The 16,456-nt window shown below is 69.0% G+C and carries 20 protein-coding genes; 9 read left to right on the top strand and 11 right to left on the bottom strand.

The window, feature by feature from the left end; all coding sequences use genetic code 11:
• Positions 1-73 precede the first annotated feature (73 nt).
• Entirely contained in the window at positions 74-226 is a 153-nt protein-coding gene (locus tag G6N23_RS21425; RefSeq protein WP_165758675.1) for a hypothetical protein, read from the top strand.
• 24 nt (positions 227-250) lie between these two features.
• Here the strand turns inward: G6N23_RS21425 and G6N23_RS04755 are convergent, their stop codons facing one another.
• A complete protein-coding gene (locus G6N23_RS04755) occupies positions 251-835 on the bottom strand; it encodes a hemerythrin domain-containing protein (protein WP_085259904.1) in 585 nt (194 codons plus the stop codon).
• 122 nt (positions 836-957) lie between these two features.
• On the opposite strand from G6N23_RS04755, the gene G6N23_RS04750 reads away from it, so the two are divergent.
• Both G6N23_RS04750 and G6N23_RS04745 read left to right on the top strand, forming a co-directional pair.
• Entirely contained in the window at positions 958-2,466 is a 1,509-nt protein-coding gene (locus tag G6N23_RS04750) for an FAD-dependent oxidoreductase (RefSeq protein WP_085259903.1), read from the top strand.
• A gap of 94 nt (positions 2,467-2,560) precedes the next feature.
• Complete coding sequence (locus G6N23_RS04745; protein ID WP_234808521.1) at positions 2,561-2,752, top strand: DUF2795 domain-containing protein; 192 nt, start codon at positions 2,561-2,563, stop codon at positions 2,750-2,752.
• 9 nt (positions 2,753-2,761) lie between these two features.
• On the opposite strand, the gene G6N23_RS04740 is transcribed toward G6N23_RS04745, so the two are convergent.
• The 4 genes from G6N23_RS04740 to G6N23_RS04725 all read right to left on the bottom strand — a co-directional run bounded on the left by G6N23_RS04740 (position 2,762) and on the right by G6N23_RS04725 (position 5,046).
• Positions 2,762-3,547 carry an RNA polymerase sigma factor SigF gene (locus G6N23_RS04740; protein WP_085259901.1) on the bottom strand — a complete coding sequence of 262 codons (786 nt, stop codon included), beginning with the start codon at positions 3,545-3,547 and terminating at the stop codon, positions 2,762-2,764.
• Entirely contained in the window at positions 3,544-3,981 is a 438-nt protein-coding gene (locus tag G6N23_RS04735; protein WP_085259900.1) for an ATP-binding protein, read from the bottom strand. Before G6N23_RS04735 ends, G6N23_RS04740 begins: the two co-directional genes overlap by 4 nt.
• 201 nt (positions 3,982-4,182) lie before the next feature.
• On the bottom strand, positions 4,183-4,494 hold the full coding sequence (usfY, locus tag G6N23_RS04730) for a protein UsfY (RefSeq protein WP_085259899.1): 312 nt from the start codon (positions 4,492-4,494) through the stop codon (positions 4,183-4,185).
• 177 nt (positions 4,495-4,671) lie between these two features.
• Positions 4,672-5,046 (bottom strand): hypothetical protein, encoded by a 375-nt coding sequence (locus G6N23_RS04725; protein WP_234808520.1) that lies wholly within the window; start codon positions 5,044-5,046, stop codon positions 4,672-4,674.
• 142 nt (positions 5,047-5,188) lie between these two features.
• On the opposite strand from G6N23_RS04725, the gene mbp1 reads away from it, so the two are divergent.
• From mbp1 to G6N23_RS04710, 3 genes are all read left to right on the top strand, one after another.
• A complete protein-coding gene (gene mbp1, locus G6N23_RS04720) occupies positions 5,189-5,428 on the top strand; it encodes a microaggregate-binding protein 1 (protein ID WP_085259897.1) in 240 nt (79 codons plus the stop codon).
• Positions 5,429-5,554: 126 nt separating this feature from the next.
• Complete coding sequence (locus G6N23_RS04715) at positions 5,555-6,229, top strand: winged helix-turn-helix domain-containing protein (RefSeq protein WP_085259896.1); 675 nt, start codon at positions 5,555-5,557, stop codon at positions 6,227-6,229.
• A 32-nt stretch (positions 6,230-6,261) separates the two neighbouring features.
• On the top strand, positions 6,262-6,561 hold the full coding sequence (locus tag G6N23_RS04710) for a hypothetical protein (RefSeq protein WP_085259895.1): 300 nt from the start codon (positions 6,262-6,264) through the stop codon (positions 6,559-6,561).
• Positions 6,562-6,592: 31 nt separating this feature from the next.
• On the opposite strand, the gene G6N23_RS04705 is transcribed toward G6N23_RS04710, so the two are convergent.
• Together G6N23_RS04705 and G6N23_RS04700 are read right to left on the bottom strand one after the other, a co-directional pair.
• On the bottom strand, positions 6,593-6,919 hold the full coding sequence (locus tag G6N23_RS04705; protein ID WP_085259894.1) for a hemophore-related protein: 327 nt from the start codon (positions 6,917-6,919) through the stop codon (positions 6,593-6,595).
• The gene (locus G6N23_RS04700; protein ID WP_085259893.1) at positions 6,919-7,317 is read right to left on the bottom strand and encodes a hypothetical protein; all 399 of its coding nucleotides are present in this window, start codon (positions 7,315-7,317) and stop codon (positions 6,919-6,921) included. Before G6N23_RS04700 ends, G6N23_RS04705 begins: the two co-directional genes overlap by 1 nt.
• Before the next feature lie 133 nt (positions 7,318-7,450).
• On the opposite strand from G6N23_RS04700, the gene G6N23_RS04695 reads away from it, so the two are divergent.
• Entirely contained in the window at positions 7,451-11,890 is a 4,440-nt protein-coding gene (locus tag G6N23_RS04695; RefSeq protein ID WP_085259922.1) for a DEAD/DEAH box helicase, read from the top strand.
• Positions 11,890-12,639, top strand: coding sequence for an endonuclease VIII Nei2 (gene nei2 / locus G6N23_RS04690; RefSeq protein ID WP_085259892.1), 750 nt, complete (start codon positions 11,890-11,892; stop codon positions 12,637-12,639). Before G6N23_RS04695 ends, nei2 begins: the two co-directional genes overlap by 1 nt.
• An 87-nt stretch (positions 12,640-12,726) precedes the next feature.
• Here the strand turns inward: nei2 and G6N23_RS04685 are convergent, their stop codons facing one another.
• Positions 12,727-13,179 (bottom strand): MarR family winged helix-turn-helix transcriptional regulator, encoded by a 453-nt coding sequence (locus G6N23_RS04685; protein WP_085259891.1) that lies wholly within the window; start codon positions 13,177-13,179, stop codon positions 12,727-12,729.
• 71 nt (positions 13,180-13,250) lie between these two features.
• Here G6N23_RS04685 and G6N23_RS04680 point away from each other — a divergent pair, with 71 nt between their 5' ends.
• Complete coding sequence (locus G6N23_RS04680) at positions 13,251-13,619, top strand: VOC family protein (RefSeq protein WP_085259890.1); 369 nt, start codon at positions 13,251-13,253, stop codon at positions 13,617-13,619.
• A 22-nt stretch (positions 13,620-13,641) separates the two neighbouring features.
• On the opposite strand, the gene G6N23_RS04675 is transcribed toward G6N23_RS04680, so the two are convergent.
• From G6N23_RS04675 to G6N23_RS04665, 3 genes are all read right to left on the bottom strand, one after another.
• The gene (locus tag G6N23_RS04675; protein WP_157997538.1) at positions 13,642-14,082 is read right to left on the bottom strand and encodes a hypothetical protein; all 441 of its coding nucleotides are present in this window, start codon (positions 14,080-14,082) and stop codon (positions 13,642-13,644) included.
• A 50-nt stretch (positions 14,083-14,132) separates the two neighbouring features.
• Positions 14,133-15,014 (bottom strand): pseudouridine synthase, encoded by an 882-nt coding sequence (locus tag G6N23_RS04670; RefSeq protein WP_173675038.1) that lies wholly within the window; start codon positions 15,012-15,014, stop codon positions 14,133-14,135.
• A 96-nt stretch (positions 15,015-15,110) separates the two neighbouring features.
• The gene (locus tag G6N23_RS04665; protein WP_085259889.1) at positions 15,111-15,920 is read right to left on the bottom strand and encodes a hypothetical protein; all 810 of its coding nucleotides are present in this window, start codon (positions 15,918-15,920) and stop codon (positions 15,111-15,113) included.
• Positions 15,921-16,456: the final 536 nt, after the last annotated feature.

The raw sequence follows: 16,456 nt of genomic DNA, 5'->3' as shown, positions 1-16,456 counted from the left end.
ACAGGTTTGGGGGCGGCCCATGCGGGTACGCCGCGGGGAGCAAATCACCCCTGTCCAGGAGAGAGCCACCCCGATGACAACACCCGGCGACGAGCGGCCGGATCACGCAAAGGCCCTGGAAGATGCCGTCGACCGACTCGATGAGAAGGTCGCCGAGGAACACCAACACCCGACCCGGCCCCGCGAGGCCCCCAAGCACGGGTCACCCGACGAGCCACCGGATTAGGCGCTCGACCGCGTCGGCCGCCGGTCAGCTCGTGGGGGCGTCAGGCGGGTTGTTCGCGGCCCGGCCGCTCAGCCGGTCGCGCAGATGGTCCACGGCGGCAACGGCCACGCCCATGGTGTTCTGGGCCAGCCCGCCCGACGGGGCGTTGGGATGCGGCCGGGTCGGGGCGATCTTCTTGGCGGTCCGCAGTTTGTCACCCAACTTCTCGAGGTCTTGGGCGCTGATCGCTGTGGTGAACCGTGGCCACACCACGTTCTCCTCGTAGTCGATGTGTTCCCGGGCCGCCGTGCTGAATTCAGCCAGCGCCCGGTGATATTCGGGCTCACCGGGGCGGCTGTCCTCGAGCTGCTGCAGTAATGCCTTGCCGGCTTCCTCCTGGGCGATGGCGTGGTCCGCCAAGTCGTCGCCGTCGTCGAGCGCCGTTCGAACCGCCGGCCAGAACAGTTGCTCCTCGATCGCCTCGTGCTGCGATTCGGCGATCACCAGATTGGTCACCATGGTCGCCAATCCGCTCTGGTGAGCACCGTCGCCCTGCGGTGGCCCGTCAAGTACTTCCAACATGCCCAGCACGCTCTCGTGGTCGGCACGAAGAAACGACAATGCGTCCATGGCTTTCCCCCCCTGCATCGCCTGCGAATTCGACCGGTCGCATACCCACCGCTATGTGGCCGAAACCCGCCGCTCGGACGACGGCACGTTTCACGAGCGCGGTAGGGGGTAACTGATCGACCATGACGTCGTTGTGGCTCGCCGACCGGATCGCGACATCACCGGCTTCGACCACCGTGGAGGATCTACCCGCCTTCGCCGACGTGGTGGTGGCGGGCGCCGGTATCACCGGACTGATGACCGCGGTGCTGCTGGCCCGGGCGGGGCGGGAAGTGCTGGTGCTCGAGGCCCGGACCGTCGGCGCCTGCGCGACCGGCAATACCACCGCCAAGATCAGCCTGCTGCAGGGCACCCGGCTGTCGCAGATATCGGCGAAGCAGGGCGAGCGACTGGCCGGCGCATACCTGGACGGCAACCGTGCCGGCCAGGAGTGGCTGCTGTCGTTCTGCGCGGCAAACGGTGTCGCGGTGCAACGCGAGGACGCCTACACCTTCGCCCAGTCCGCGCAGGGGGTGGAGAAGGCACGCGCCGAATTCGACGCCTGCCGCGCGGTGGATCTGCCGGTGACCTGGGAGCCGCAGGCCGACGTGCCGTTTTCGTATCTGGGCGGCGTGCGACTGGCCGAGCAGGCGCAGTTCGACCCGATGCAGTTTCTGGACGCGCTGCGCACCGAGTTGCTCGCCAGCGGCGGTAGGTTGGTGGAACATGCTCGGGTGCAACGGGTTTCCGGCGGACGCGATGGCCTGCGGCTGCACGTCGACGGTCCGCGAATGAGCGGGGAATTGCAGACCACCCGACTGGTGCTGGCCACCGGCATCCCGATCCTGGACCGCGGCGGATTCTTCGCCCGGGTCAAGCCGAGCCGGTCGTACTGCATGGCATTCGACGTGCCCGGCGAGATCACCCGCCCGATGATGATCTCCACCGATTCGCCGACCCGCTCGCTGCGCTACGCCCCCTTCGACGACTCCGAGGTGCTGATCGTCGGCGGGGCGGGACACACCGTCGGCCGCGCCAAGCACCCCACCGATGCGCTGGCCGAACTGGAGTCGTGGACGCTGCGGCATTTCCCGGGCGCGACCCGCACACACCTGTGGTCGGCGCAGGACTATGCGCCCGTCGATGAGCTGCCCTATGTCGGGCCGATCCTTCCCGACAATGACACCATCTGCGTGGCAACGGGTTTCAATAAATGGGGCATGACCAATGGGGCCGCCGCTGCGCTGGCGTTGTCGGGCCGGCTGCTGGGTACACGTCCGAAGTGGGACCGGGCATTCGCCAGTTGGAGCACCCGCGAGCTCCGCGGCCTGTCCACCGCGGTGCAGGCCAATCTCGAGGTCGGCTTCAATCTCGCAAAAGGGTGGATCGCTCCGACCGCCCGCATCGGCCGGCAGGGCCTGGGACGCGACGCCGCCGGCGTGGTCAGCGGACCGCCCTGGCATCTGCAGGCCCGGTGCCGGGTGGACGGCGTCGAACACCGCGTCTCCCCGGTCTGCCCGCACCTCGGCGGCATCGTCACCTGGAACGACGTCGACCGGGCCTGGGAGTGCCCGTTGCACGCGTCGCGTTTCGCTCCCGACGGCACCCTTCTGGAAGGTCCCGCCACCCGCGGCCTGACCGCCGGTGACTGACCGGCGGTAGGCGTCGGGAGGCGGTGCTGATCCGGGCCAGAGCGGCCGTTTCCGGCTCGGTATCGCCGGGTACTGCGTTGATATGGCGTTCCATGTGACAGAAGTACAGAAGTGCCTCGCGGGTTTCGACTACCCGGGCACGGCGGCCGAGCTCGCTGATCACGCTCAAAGCAACGGGGCCGACCCGAAGTTGGTCGACACCCTGCGGGCCTTGAAGAGAGCCAACTTCGACGGGCCGGACGCGGTGATGTCGTCGCTGTCCGCCCAGAACGCGCTGGGCGGGTGATCGTTTCGGCTACTCCAGCTGATCGCGCAGTTTCGCCAGCGATTTGGCCAGGAGACGCGATACGTGCATCTGCGAGATACCGACCCGCTCGGCGATCTGGGTCTGAGTCATCGACTCGAAGAACCGCAGCACAAGCACGGTGCGTTCCCGCTCCGGGAGCGCGTTGAGCAGGGGCCGCAACGCCTCTCGATCCTCGATCCGGTCGATCCCGGCGTCGATGTCACCCAAGGTGTCGGCGATCGAGCGGACATCGTCCTCATCCGAGCTGCCGCCGCTGTCGATGGACAGCGTGTTGTAGGAACTACCCGCGACCAGTCCTTCGACGACCTCGTCGCGGCTCAGTTCCAGATCACGGGCGAGTTCGGAGGCGGTCGGCGCCCGGCCCAGGCTCTGCGACAGGTCCGCGGTCGCCGCCCCGAGTCGCAGGTGCAGCTCCTTGAGCCGGCGGGGCACCTTGACCGACCAGCTGTTGTCCCGGAAGTGCCGGCGAACCTCGCCCATGATCGTAGGGACGGCGAACGAGACGAAATCCGAGCCGGTCTCGACGTCGAACCTCGTTACGGCATTGACCAGACCCACCCGCGCGACCTGAACCAAATCGTCCCGCAGCTCGCCGCGTCCCTCGAACCGGCGGGCGATGTGATCGGCCAGCGGCAGGCACCGCTCCACGATCTTGTCCTTGCGGGTTCGGAAATCGGCTGAGCCCGGCTCGTATCCGGCGAGCTCACGAAACATGTCGCCGACGTCAGAATATTCCGAGCCGGACTGGGAGCCGCCGGCGGCGCGCGGTGTCACCGCCTGGATTCCGCCCGCCGGGTCGTCAACGTCACTCCGAACAGCTCACCCGCACCGTCCAATTCGGAACCCCCGCGGAACGTCTGCACATCGTCCACGAGCGAGGTGAGCACATGCCAGCTGAAGCTGCCCGGCGTCAGTACATCGCTGCCGTCGCCGGCCGTCGACGCCTCGATCGTTATGTCGTCGTCGTCCGGGTCGATGACGACCTTCAGCGTCGAGTTCGGGGCGGCGCAGCGGATCAGCTGGGTACACAGCTCGTCGATCGCCAGCCGTAGATCGGCCACCGTATCGACATTGAGGTCTTCGTAGGTCGCGATCGCGCCGACCAGCATGCGCACCACCGCCAGACTCTCCAGTCTGGGCGCAACCCGCAATTCGACGGCTCGCTCACTGCACGACCGGGAGGTCCGGTCGCTGTGGATGTCGGTCATAGAGCCTCCCGGCGATGTCGGACCGAGACTACCGCTGCGCCACGGTGGGCCATTCACGCCGTCAACACCGCATAGTGGGCCGCCCGGAGGTTAGTCACGGGAAGTCTGTACCCGGTTATCACGCGACTCAACCATCGATTTCGACGCAGCGACTCGAACAGCCCGGCCGGAAACCGGCCGGGCTGTTCGAGGTCTCGGAAATCAACTGGTCGAGTGCTGCCGATGCAGCTCCGGGTGTGCGAGCTGCCACTGCTGGTTCACCTTGCCGATCCGCCGGTGCTCGATCAGCAACCACAGCGCGCCCAGCACGGCGGCGAGCACGGCGAAGGCCGCGACCGCCACGCCTTGGCGGTCATGCCCGGTGGCGAACGCGGTGAGGCTGCCGGCCCCGGACACCATGCTCACCACCAGCAGGGTGTAGCCCGGCCAGCCCATCACGTCGATCACGGCGCGGCCGGCATGCGGCCGGGTCGTTCGGACATGGTCAACGGGGTCATGAAACGTGTCGCCCATGGCTTCTTCCTTTCGTGCGTCCGGCCAATCCGGAGGTGGCGCGGCGGAATACTGTCCGTTGTGTGACGAACCCGTCCGCTACCCAAAAACTATCGTAGGCCGATGTGATCTAAATAACGTCTGCGTTTCAGGATGTTCACAGCCATACGGCAGCGATGCCGATGCAAAGAGCTCTGATCAGGCCATACCACTGATCGGCCCCGCGCTCATAATCAGTACGAGAAGCATCAACGACATCAGAAACCAGCCGGCGCCCTGCCAGCCCCACCAGGTGCCCCGCGCACGCCACACCCGGTAGGTACGCAGGAATGCCCGCACCCCGCCGGCGGCGAAGATCACCGGCGCGCCCGCGGCGAGCACGGCCCGGTAGGGCCTGCCGCACGCCACGGTTTCGGCAGCCGGATCACACGAGCTGGCCCACCATGCCGCGAGCAGGACGAACGCCACCCCGGCAGCGGTGACCCCCCCGGCGAACCGGATGGCCGAGCGGACCTCCTCGTCCTCCTGACCTAGTCGGTCGCCACCGGGGCTCGATCGCATACGGCGTTCCATGTCTCCCACCGTCCGCGCTGATCGGCTCTGCGTCAAGGTGATTCGACGTTTGGGCGGCCGGCCGCCCGGGAAGCCTTGCGGGTGTGGCGGGTCGACAGAGCACATGGGACCGTCACATCCACGAAATCCAGGGAGGGATTTTATGTCAGACGACAAGAAGAGCGGCCCCGTAGAAGGCATCCGCGGCACGGTCGAGGGTGTCAAGGGCAAGGCCAAGGAAGCCGTCGGCACTGTGATCGGCAACGACGAGATGGCCCGCGAGGGCGAGGCACAGCAGGACAAGGGCCAAGCGCAGCGCGACGCCGCCAAGCGCGAGGCCGAGGCCGAATCGGCCCGGGCCGGCGCGGAAGCGGCAGAGGCGCGCCAACGGTCCCACCAGTAGCCCGATGGAAGATAGGCCCGGTCCGCGGCGCGGGCCGGGCCTATCGCTGCGCGGTTACGCGCGCCCCGAAGCGGGTAATAGAGCCTTGAAAGGCACCGAGGAATATCCGAGGGTGGGAGCCAGGCGATGGACATTCTGTTATTGACCGACCGGGACGAGTTCGAACAGTCCCTGTCGGCTCTGCGCGTCTTCGGGCATTCGGTTGTCCGCGCGCCGCTGGCCATCGCCACCCGGGCCGAGTGCCACCGCACCACAGCGGTGCTGGTGGATGGCTGTACCGATCTGACGACCGCGCGCGAAACCTGTCGGCGGCTCGGCATCTGGGAGCCGGCCGCCGCCGTGGTGGCCGTGGTCAGCGCCGAAGACTTCATCGCGGTCGATCTCGACTGGCAGGTCGACGATGTCCTGGTCGCTACCGCGGGCCCGGCCGAGGCGCATGCGCGACTACGGCTGGCGCAGGCACGTCGCCGCGAATCGCTGCACAGCCCACTGCAATTCGGTGACCTGGTCATCCACCCGGACAGCTATTCCGCGTCGTTGTCCAACCGTGAACTCGACCTCACCCCGACCGAGTTCAGGCTGCTCAACTATCTGGTGCAGCACGCAGGTCAGGCGTTCACCCGCACCCGGCTGCTGCGCGAGGTCTGGGGGGGTGAAGGCGGCCGCCGCAAGGTCGACGTCCACGTCCAGCGGTTGCGCGCCAAGCTCGGCGCCGACCACGAGTCGATCGTCGATACCGTTCGCGGCGTCGGCTACATGACACCGGAGTCGCCTCAGCCGCAATGGGCCATAGCCAATTGAGCCAATGGAATCCGACCGGGAGCGCCGACGACATGGCTGATCAACCCAGGATCGATCCCACTACCGACACCACCGATGACGACACCCTGCCGCCGAGCGAGGCCACCGATTCCGACGAGCTGCGCAACGACGACGGGGATGCGACCGTCACGCCGCCGGACAGCTGGCAACCGGCCGACGCGGCGATCAACGGGTCACTGGACGAGAAGCTGGCCGCCGAGCAACCCGACACCGGCGAAGACCGAGACCCGGACGAGGCGGGCCCGGCCGTCACCGGCGGGCGACACCGCGCCCAGGTCTCCGGCAGCCCCGAAGACGGCGCATCGTTCTAGAACACCGAAGAATGAGCGCCGAGAAGCGAGCTCAGTAGTTGTCGCAGTCGTTGGCCAGCGGGCCCGACAGCGCGACATGCTCGGGGGCCCCGGGAGTGTTCTGCGCCTGTTCGACCAGCTGCTGGCGCTGCGGGGGCGGCGCCGCCAGAAAATTCTGCAGCCAGGCCTGTGCCGCCGGCGTCGCGTAGAACTGCTCGGCGATCCCCGGTGACTGATCGCTCATCGCCGACACCACCTGGGAGTAGCTGCAGGTGGTGTTGACCGCTGCGCCCGGGTCGGCGGCCACCGACGCCGGGCCGGCGGTCAGCGCCAGTGCGGCGCACCCGCCGGCGGCAGCCCGTCTTGCGATGCCGAGCATCAAAACACCGCGACCAGAACCAGCAGGTCGGCCACCAGCAGAGCCCAGCCGCATGCCCAGACCGCGATCCCGCGGCGGTGTGTCGTCGCAAAGAAGAAGGCAAGAAACAGCGTCACCGCCGCAACACCGGCCGCCCCGTGGTACAGCAGGCCGAACAGCGACGCGTTCACCCTGGGCTCCGGGCAGCCCGCGCTGCTGCACAGGGCGGAGCCCGCCACCCTGGACAGGGCGAATGCCATCAACACCGCGGCGCCCGGCGCGGTCAGCAGCGACAACGTCCAGTTGATCCACGTCCAGTCGCGCGCCGGTGCTTCCAAGGGCGACGCCGCCCGCAGCGCCGGTGTCGCATCGGCGAATATCGGCCGAACCGTCCGCGTCCTGTCGTCCAGAATGGTCATGCCGCTCCCCCCCTGCCACCACTACTTCTGGGTGCCGGAATACCCGACTGTGACGGGCCTAAAACCGCACCGCCCGGCAGCGCGGCGCCGAAGTTGGCACCATGGCGGGGTGAGCCGCGAATCCGCCACCGCGATGGCCCGCTTCTCGGCGCTGACCCGGGACTGGTTCACCGGTACCTTCGCCGCACCCACCACCGCCCAGGAACAGGCCTGGTCGGCGATTGCCGATGGGCACCACACCCTGGTCGTCGCACCTACCGGGTCCGGCAAGACGCTGGCGGCGTTCCTGTGGGCCCTGGACCGGCTGGCCGCAGAGCCGGACCTGCAATCGGGAGGCACCCGGGTGCTGTACGTGTCGCCGCTCAAGGCGCTGGCGGTCGACGTCGAGCGCAACCTGCGCACCCCGCTGGCCGGGATCGGGCGCATCGCGGCACACCGGGGCCTGCCCACCCCGGCCATCACCGTGGGAGTCCGTTCCGGGGACACCTCCGCGGCGCAGCGCCGAGAACTCATCGCCAAGCCCCCCGACATCCTGATCACCACGCCCGAATCGCTGTTCTTGATGCTGACGTCGGCAGCGCGAGAGGCACTGACGGGGGTGCAGACGGTGATCGTCGACGAGGTGCACGCGGTGGCCGGGACCAAGCGCGGCAGCCACCTGGCATTGTCGCTGGAACGCCTCGATGCGCAACTGGCCCGGCCCGCGCAGCGGATCGGGCTGAGCGCCACCGTGCGGCCCGCCGAAGAGGTCGCCCGGTTCCTGTCCGGGCAGGCCCCGACCAGGATCGTGGCCCCGCCGGCGGCCAAGACGTTCGAGCTGACGGTGCAGGTGCCGGTGCCGGACATGGCCAGCCCCGCCGAGGGCACCATCTGGCCGCAGGTCGAAGAGCGCATCGTCGACCTGATCGAGGCGCATCACTCCTCGATCGTGTTCGCCAACTCGCGCCGCCTGGCCGAGCGGTTGACCGCGCGGCTCAACGAGATCGCCGAAGAACGCGCCGGCGAGCCGGTCGTGCTGGCCCGGGCGCATCACGGGTCGGTGTCCAAGGAGACCCGCGCCGCGGTCGAGGAAGACCTCAAAAGCGGGCTGCTGCCGGCGGTGGTCGCGACCTCGAGCCTGGAGTTGGGCATCGACATGGGCGCGGTCGACCTGGTCGTCCAGATTGAGGCGCCGCCGTCGGTGGCCAGCGGCCTGCAGCGTATCGGGCGGGCCGGCCACCAGGTCGGCGAAATCTCCCGGGGTGTGCTCATTCCCAAGCACCGCACCGACCTGATCGGCTGCGCGAACTCGGTGCAGCGGATGCTGGCCGGTCAGATCGAGACGTTGACGGTGCCGGCCAACCCGCTGGACATCCTGGCCCAGCACACGGTGGCCGCCTGCGCGCTGGAGCCGCTGGACGCCGAGGCCTGGTTCGACACAGTGCGGCGCAGCGCCCCGTTCGCGACGCTGCCGCGCAGCGTGTTCGAGGCGACGCTGGACCTTTTGTCCGGGAAATACCCGTCGACCGAGTTCGCCGAACTGCGGCCCCGGCTGGTCTACGACCGCGACACCGGCACCCTGACCGGCCGGCCCGGCGCGCAGCGGCTGGCCGTCACCTCCGGTGGCGCCATCCCGGATCGCGGACTGTTCGCGGTGTATCTGGCCGGGACGCCGAAACCGTCGCGGGTGGGCGAACTCGACGAGGAGATGGTCTACGAGTCACGGCCGGGCGACGTGATCTCGTTGGGCGCCACCAGCTGGCGGATCACCGAGATCACCCACGACCGGGTGCTGGTGGTCCCGGCCCCCGGCCAGCCCGGCCGGCTGCCGTTCTGGCACGGCGACGGCGTCGGGCGACCGGCCGAACTCGGCGCAGCACTGGGGAAGTTCACCGGCGAGTTGGCCGTACTCGACCGTGTGGCACTCGACAAACGCTGCGCCGGTTTGGGTTTCGACGACTACGCGGTGGACAACCTGTGGCGGCTGCTCGATGACCAGCGCACCGCCACCGGAACGGTTCCCACCGACGCCACGCTGCTGGTGGAGCGATTCCGCGACGAGCTCGGCGACTGGCGGGTGGTGCTGCACTCGCCCTACGGTCTGCGGGTGCACGGACCGCTGGCACTGGCGGTGGGCCGGCGGCTGCACGATCGCTACGGCATCGACGAGAAGCCGACCGCCTCCGACGACGGCATCGTGGTGCGGCTGCCCGACGCCGACTCAGACGCAGCCTCCGAGGCACCCGGAGCGGAGCTCTTCGTCTTCGATGCCGACGAGATCGAGCCGATCGTCACCGCCGAGGTGGGCGGCTCGGCGCTGTTCGCCAGCCGGTTCCGGGAATGCGCGGCCCGGGCGCTGCTGTTGCCGCGGCGGCACCCGGGACGCCGGACACCGTTGTGGCAGCAACGCCAGCGAGCCGCCCAATTGCTGGATGTGGCACGCAGATACCCGACATTCCCGATCGTGCTGGAGACCGTGCGGGAATGCCTGCAGGACGTCTATGACGTTCCGGCGCTGACCGACCTGATGGCGCGGATCGCGCAGCGCCGGGTGCGGGTGGTGCAGGTCGAGACGGCCACCCCGTCGCCGTTCGCGGCGTCCTTGTTGTTCGGCTACGTCGGGGCGTTCATCTACGAGGGCGACAGCCCACTGGCCGAGCGTCGCGCGGCGGCGCTGTCGCTGGATCCCACACTGCTGGCGCAACTGTTGGGGCGGGTGGAGCTGCGCGAGTTGCTCGACCCCGCCGTCGTCACCGCCACCGCCCGCCAGTTGCAGCACCTGACTCCGGAGCGGGCCGCCCGCGACGCCGAGGGGATCGCGGATCTGCTGCGGCTGCTGGGCCCGCTCACCGCCGAGGAGGTCGCGCAGCGCGCGGGCGCGAGCGACGGCACCGTGGACGTGGGCGGGTGGTTGGAGCATCTGCTGGCCGCCCGGCGGGTGCTGACGGTGTCGTTCGCCGGGCACAGCTGGTGGATCGCCGTCGAGGACATCGGCCGGCTGCGCGACGGCATCGGGGTGGCGGTGCCGCCCGGGGTGCCGGCCGGTTTCACCGACCCGGTCGCCGACCCGTTGGGTGAACTGCTGGGCCGCTTCGCCCGCACCCGCGGGCCATTCACCACCGGGCAGGCCGCCGAGCGGTTCGGACTGGGGCCCCGGGTGGCCGCTGATGCACTGGGCCGACTGGCCGCCGACGGGCGGGTGGTGCGCGGGGAGTTCGCCGACTTCCCGGACTCGCCGGGCGAGCAGTGGTGCGACGCGGAGGTGCTGCGAATTCTGCGGCGCCGGTCGCTGGCCGCGCTGCGCTCGGCGATCGAACCGGTGTCTCCGGCCGCCTACGCGCGATTCCTGCCGGACTGGCAGCAGATAGGAACCGCGTCCGGTCTGGACGGGCTGGCCGGGGTGATCGAGCAGCTGGCGGGCGTGCCGCTGCCGGCCTCGGCGGTCGAGCCGCTGGTGCTGGGATCGCGGGTGCGCGACTACTCCCCGGCCATGCTCGACGAACTGCTGGCCTCCGGGGAGGTGCTGTGGACGGGGGCGGGCGCCCCGGCCGGCAACGGCCCCGCCGCCGATGGCTGGATCACCTTCCACACCGCGGACTCGGCGCCGTTGACATTGACTCCCGCCGCGCCGATCGAATTCGGTGACGCGCACCGGCAGATTCTGAAGGTGCTCGACGGTGGCGGAGCGTTCTTCTTCCGTCAGCTCTGCGGTGATGGCAGCGAAGCTGATTCGAAAGCGTTGAAAGCTGCTCTGTGGGAATTGATCTGGGCGGGCTGGGTCACCGGTGACACCTTCGCCCCGATGCGGGCGGTACTGGCCGGAACCCGGCGTGCCACCCCCGCACACCGCACCAAGCGCCCGCCCCGGCTGAGCCGCTTCAACGTCGCGCACGCCGCCACCCGCGCCGCCGACCCGGCCGTGGCCGGACGTTGGTCGAGACCGCCTGCACCGGAACAGGATTCCACGGTGCGCGGTCATCACACCGCCGAGCTGATGCTGCACCGCTACGGGGTGTTGACCCGCGGAGCGGTGGCCGCCGAAGCGGTGCCGGGCGGATTCGCCACCCTCTACAAGGTGCTGACGGCCTTCGAGGAGGCCGGACGCTGCCAGCGGGGTTACTTCATCGAATCGCTGGGCGCCGCCCAGTTCGCCCTCGCCTCCACCGTGGACCGGCTGCGGGGCTACCTCGACGGTGTCGACCCGGCCCGGCCGGAGTACCACGCGGTGGCATTGGCCGCCGCCGACCCGGCCAATCCCTACGGGGCAGCCCTGAGCTGGCCGGCGCACCCCGGCACCGCCCGGCCGGGCCGCAAGGCAGGAGCGCTGGTGGTGATCGTCGACGGCTCGCTGGTGTGGTTCGTCGAGCGCGGCGGCCGCTCACTGCTGAACTTCGCCACTGGCGCCGATGCCGCCGATGCGCAGCGTGCCGCCGCCAATGCGCTGGCCGGGCTGATCGCCGACCGCCGGGTCGACGGGATTCTCCTCGAGCGGGTGGACGGCACCGCGGTGCTGGAGCTTCGCGACTCGCCGACGCTGGCCGCCTTGACCGAGGCCGGGTTCGCCCGCACCCCACGGGGATTGCGGCTGCGCTGATGCCCGAGGGTGACACCGTCTTCCACACCGCCGCGGTGCTCGATGACGCTCTGAGGGGAAAGACGCTGACCCGCTGCGATATCCGGGTTCCCCGCTACGCGACGGTCGACCTGACCGGGCAGCGGGTGGATGAGGTGATCAGCCGGGGCAAGCACCTGTTCATCCGCGTCGGGCAGGCCAGCATCCACTCGCATCTGAAGATGGAGGGCAGCTGGCGGATAGCACGTGGACCCCTCGACCACCGGGTGCGAATCTGCTTGGAGGCAGGCCCCGTTCGTGCCCTCGGTATCGACCTGGGAATGCTTGAGGTGCTGGACCGCAACCGCGACGGCGAGGCTGTCGCACATCTGGGTCCGGATCTGCTCGGCGCCGACTGGGATCCCGACACCGCGGTCGCGAACCTGGTGGCCGATCCGCACCGTCCGCTGGCGGCGGCGTTGCTGGATCAGACCGTGCTGGCGGGCATCGGCAACGTCTACGGCAACGAATTGTGTTTCGTCGTCGGCCGATTGCCGACGACCCCGGTTGGGGCGCTGGCAGATCCGGCCCGCTTGGTGGCGCGGGCCCACGACATGCTGTGGGCCAATCGGCTGCGGTGGACCCGCTGCACCACCGGCGACACCCGGCGGGGCCGGCAGCTGTGGGTGTACGGCCGGGCCGGGGAGCCGTGCCGGCGCTGCGGAGCCCGTGTGGAATGCGACCGCGGCGGTGAACGCATCAGCTACTGGTGCGCCTCGTGTCAGCGGTAGGGGCCCGGCGGCACCCTCGTCAACCTGGCCGACCTGTTCGGCCCGGGTGCTGACCCTGACGCCCTGACCGCTGGTGCGGGAAACGAGCTAAGCGCCGTCGTGGCGATCGCGCAGGGAATCGATCATGCGTCTGAGGATCCGAAACGTGGCTGACTGCTCGGCCTCGGTGATCCCGGTCAGCATTCGGACCTCGACGGCTCGCACGGCTGCGGTCGCCTTCTCGAGGCTGCGCCGGCCGCGGGGGGTCAGCCGGGTGGGGAGAACCTTGCCCACGGGCGCCTCCGCCGGCCTGGTCACGTAGCCGTCCCGCTCCAGGGCCTGGAGCAGCACGTTCATCGACTGTCGTGTCACGAACGCGCCCCGGGCGAGCTCGGAGTTCGACAGACCCGGCCGTTGGGCCAGCAGCTCGAGGCAGGAGTAATGCGTCACGCTCATTCCGAGCGGCCGCAGCACCTCCTCCATGGCGGCGCGGAGGGCGCTCGATGCTTCTTTCAGCGAATAACCCAGCGACGTCTCCAGGTCGACACCGTCTTGACTCATGTCAGTATTCTGACATAGGTTCATTCATGTCAGAAAGCTGACATACGGTACGACGATGAAGGAGCACCCTCATGCCCGCCACCGGCCCGGACTTCATTTCGCTGCAAGCGCGCGACCGCGCCGCTTCACAAGCGTTCTACGAGCACTACCTCGGTCTCGTCCGCTCGAAGGCCGGACCTGCTCACGCTGTCGTGTTCGAGACGACGCCGATCGCGTTCGCGATCCGCGACGTCGTCCCCGGCACCGATCTCGCATCCGTGGCTCAGCCCGGCATCGGCGCCGGGATCTGGCTCCACGCCACCAACGTCCAGGCCATCCACGATGCACTCGTCGCCGACGGCCACACCGTCGTCTCGCCACCGATCGACGGCCCGTTCGGCCGGACGTTCACCTTCGCCGATCCTGACGGCTACCAGGTGACCCTCCACGACCGCGTCTGATCGGCCTAACCCGGGCGGTTGATCACGGCCAGCCGCCGCAGCCCACACCGGGCACGCAGCCGCCGCCGCCGCCGGGGCCTCCCCAGCCGGTGGGACCGCCCGGAATCTGGCCGCCGCCACCACCGGGGCCACCCCCACCGGTCGGGCCGCCCGGAATCTGGCCGCCACCACCACCGGGGCCACCCCCACCGGTCGGGCCGCCCGGAATCTGGCCGCCACCACCACCGGGGCCACCGCCACCGGTCGGGCCGCCGGGACCACCGGGCTCACCCGGGTACTCGCCGCCGGGCGCGCCGGGCGCGGGCTCCATCGGCGTGGTCTCCATCGTGGTGGTCGTGGTCTCGGTGGTCGTGGTGGTGGTGGTGCTGGTCGGACCTTCTTCGCTGGTGCCGCTGCAACCCGCTGCCACCAGCGCCGCTGCGCTGCCGAGCACCGCGATCGTCATCCTGCTGTGTGCCTTCATCAGAATCAGACTCCCCTCTGCTCTGTCGCGCCTTGCTGTACCCGGGACGGTCAGAGCTGAAACGCACGCCGGCTGACGAAGGTGCGCCGCCGGCCGGTGAAGGGGTCCTCGAACTCCAGCCGGTGCGCCAGCAGCCGCAGCGGTGTGGAGAAGTCGTCGGGGGCGACCTCGACGACCTGCGGGTACAGCGGATCACCGTCGATAGGCAGGCCGAGCGAGGCCAGATGTACCCGCAATTGATGGGTCCGGCCGGTGCGCGGCATCAGCCGGTACCAGCCACTGTTCGGTGAGCCCAGCGCTTCGACCCACGTCTCGGCATTGGGCTCGCCGGGTTCCTCACGAGCCTGCAGGCAGCCACGCCGTTTGACGATCCGGCTGCGCACCAGCCGCGGAAACTCCCCCACCGCCGGCGCCGACGAACGGGCCAGGTACTGCTTGCACACCGCACCGCGGGCGAACAGCGTCTGATAGGGCCCGCGCAGCTCACGGCGGGTGGTGAACAGCAGGACCCCGGCGGTGAGCCGGTCCAGACGGTGCGCCGGGCTCAGCTCGGGCAGCCCAAGCTCGCGCCGCAGCCGCACCAGCGCGGTCTGGGCCACATGGCGCCCCCGGGGCGTGGTCGCCAGAAAGTGTGGCTTGTCGACCACCACCAGGTCGTCGTCGCGGTGCAGCACCGGGATGTCGAACGGCACCGGCACCTCATCGGGCAGCTCGCGATACCAGAAAATGTGGGCCCCGGCGGGCAGCACCGTTGTCTCGTCGACCACGGCCCCGCCGGCGGTCCGCACCTCGCCCGCGGCGACCTTGGCCGCGGCTGCGGCGCCGAACCGCTCGCGCAGCTCTGCGGCCACCGGTCCGCCCTGTAGCCGCAGCCGGGCCGGACCCAGGCCGTCACGCACCGGCAACGGGGCGCGACGTCGGTGAGACGCCATGGTCATCAGTATGACGACGACCCCGTTAAACGACGCATCGGCCACAACCGCCGAGGGTTGTGGCCGACGCGTCCTATTCGGTGAGGACTACACCGTTCAGCCGAGGCCCAGCATGCTGAAGATGCCCAGGTCACCCAGGAAATCGGTCAGCGTGGTGGCATCGGTCACCGGGTCGGCACCCACGCCCAGCAGGCTGGTCAGCAAGCCGCTCAGCGTCTCGGCGCCCAGGGTGCCCGTGCCGTCGGGGTCAATGATCGTGCTGCCGACGGGCAAGCCGCCCAGGAACTGGTCCCAGGGCGTGTCTCCGTCGATGCCGAACAGCCCACCGAGGGTCGCCTCGCCCAGCGTCTCGCCGTTGCCGATCACCAGGCTGTCCAGCGTGGTGGCGCTGTCGATGCCCAGCATGTCGTTGAGTAGTTGGGCCACCGTGAGGTCCGGCGACAGGTCGAGGAACGGCAGGTCAAGCAGGCCGACGTACGGCCCGAAGCCGAGGGCGGTCAGCACATCGCCGATGCTCTCATTGGCACCGGTGCCGCCGATGAAGGTGCCGATCAAGGCGTCGATCGGCACTTCACCCAGGGCGGCGGTGGTGGTGCCGTCGCCGATGGGGATCTGCACGTCGGCCAGCAGCGCACTGATGTCGCTGGAGAACAGGTTGTTGGTGACGTCATCCAGCGACAGGCCGTCCGGGTTCAGCGAGGCCAGCAGGGCGCCGAGCGTCGAGCTGGAGTTGATGCCCTCGCCGAACAGGCCCAGCACCTGACCCATGGTGCCGAGGTCGAAGTCGTTCAGCAGGGTCTGCAGGCTGTCGACGAAGGTCGGGAAAGCGTTGAGCGTGACGTCGTGCTGCACCGACGCGGAAAGGCTGGTGGTGATCGTCGGAGCAACCGATACACCGCCAAACATAGCCGCACCGGCTAATGCCGTTCCGGCGGCGAATGCTCCGGCTTTTGCGACGAAACCGCGCGGTCCCATCGACGTGTCAAGAGAAACAGTGGACATGTATGAGGCCCCCTTCAGGGATCGAACAAAATAGCGTTGCGTTTTCTACAACGAGCATTAACTTATTATGCACTCAGTCTTGTGTCAACCGGAGCGCCGGTTTCTTTCGGTCGCGTCAGCAACCAATATTCGCAGGAACTCCGCAGTTCATGCCCCTGCTCAGCGAAATAACGCGGCGGCGGCGTCGCGGGCCACCGCAAGCAGCGAACCGATGTGCGAAAACAGTACACTCAGCGTTTTCTAGGTATTCCGGCCTCCTGGACCGCCTTCATTCGAGTGCGATACCGATCGGGCGTTAACATCCGAAAATAACGGTCAAACAGTATGAAATTTACGATGTCGATATACCGGGGAATTCGGGCCTGTGAGCGAAATGCGCACCAGGCCGTTAGCAAATTGCTAGCCAAGCAAGCGCTTTGCCTTTCAGGGCATTGTGACAA

Origin of the sequence: Mycolicibacter terrae (genome assembly GCF_010727125.1) — a bacterium.
Taxonomy (GTDB): Bacteria; Actinomycetota; Actinomycetes; order Mycobacteriales; family Mycobacteriaceae; genus Mycobacterium; species Mycobacterium terrae.
Note: the sequence above shows the minus strand (reverse complement) of the source record. Positions and strands in the feature narration are given on the sequence as shown.

Bases quoted from the DNA above. Each gene is read 5' to 3' on its own strand.
- G6N23_RS21425 (WP_165758675.1), top strand. From the start codon at position 74: ATGACAACACCCGGCGACGAGCGGCCGGATCACGCAAAGGCCCTGGAA.
- G6N23_RS04755 (WP_085259904.1), bottom strand. From the start codon at position 835: ATGGACGCATTGTCGTTTCTTCGTGCCGACCACGAGAGCGTGCTGGGC.
- G6N23_RS04750 (WP_085259903.1), top strand. From the start codon at position 958: ATGACGTCGTTGTGGCTCGCCGACCGGATCGCGACATCACCGGCTTCG.
- G6N23_RS04735 (WP_085259900.1), bottom strand. From the start codon at position 3,981: ATGACCGACATCCACAGCGACCGGACCTCCCGGTCGTGCAGTGAGCGA.
- usfY (WP_085259899.1), bottom strand. From the start codon at position 4,494: ATGGGCGACACGTTTCATGACCCCGTTGACCATGTCCGAACGACCCGG.
- G6N23_RS04725 (WP_234808520.1), bottom strand. From the start codon at position 5,046: ATGGAACGCCGTATGCGATCGAGCCCCGGTGGCGACCGACTAGGTCAG.
- mbp1 (WP_085259897.1), top strand. From the start codon at position 5,189: ATGTCAGACGACAAGAAGAGCGGCCCCGTAGAAGGCATCCGCGGCACG.
- G6N23_RS04715 (WP_085259896.1), top strand. From the start codon at position 5,555: ATGGACATTCTGTTATTGACCGACCGGGACGAGTTCGAACAGTCCCTG.
- G6N23_RS04710 (WP_085259895.1), top strand. From the start codon at position 6,262: ATGGCTGATCAACCCAGGATCGATCCCACTACCGACACCACCGATGAC.
- G6N23_RS04705 (WP_085259894.1), bottom strand. From the start codon at position 6,919: ATGCTCGGCATCGCAAGACGGGCTGCCGCCGGCGGGTGCGCCGCACTG.
- G6N23_RS04700 (WP_085259893.1), bottom strand. From the start codon at position 7,317: ATGACCATTCTGGACGACAGGACGCGGACGGTTCGGCCGATATTCGCC.
- G6N23_RS04695 (WP_085259922.1), top strand. From the start codon at position 7,451: ATGGCCCGCTTCTCGGCGCTGACCCGGGACTGGTTCACCGGTACCTTC.
- nei2 (WP_085259892.1), top strand. From the start codon at position 11,890: ATGCCCGAGGGTGACACCGTCTTCCACACCGCCGCGGTGCTCGATGAC.
- G6N23_RS04685 (WP_085259891.1), bottom strand. From the start codon at position 13,179: ATGAGTCAAGACGGTGTCGACCTGGAGACGTCGCTGGGTTATTCGCTG.
- G6N23_RS04680 (WP_085259890.1), top strand. From the start codon at position 13,251: ATGCCCGCCACCGGCCCGGACTTCATTTCGCTGCAAGCGCGCGACCGC.
- G6N23_RS04675 (WP_157997538.1), bottom strand. From the start codon at position 14,082: ATGAAGGCACACAGCAGGATGACGATCGCGGTGCTCGGCAGCGCAGCG.
- G6N23_RS04670 (WP_173675038.1), bottom strand. From the start codon at position 15,014: ATGGCGTCTCACCGACGTCGCGCCCCGTTGCCGGTGCGTGACGGCCTG.
- G6N23_RS04665 (WP_085259889.1), bottom strand. From the start codon at position 15,920: ATGTTTGGCGGTGTATCGGTTGCTCCGACGATCACCACCAGCCTTTCC.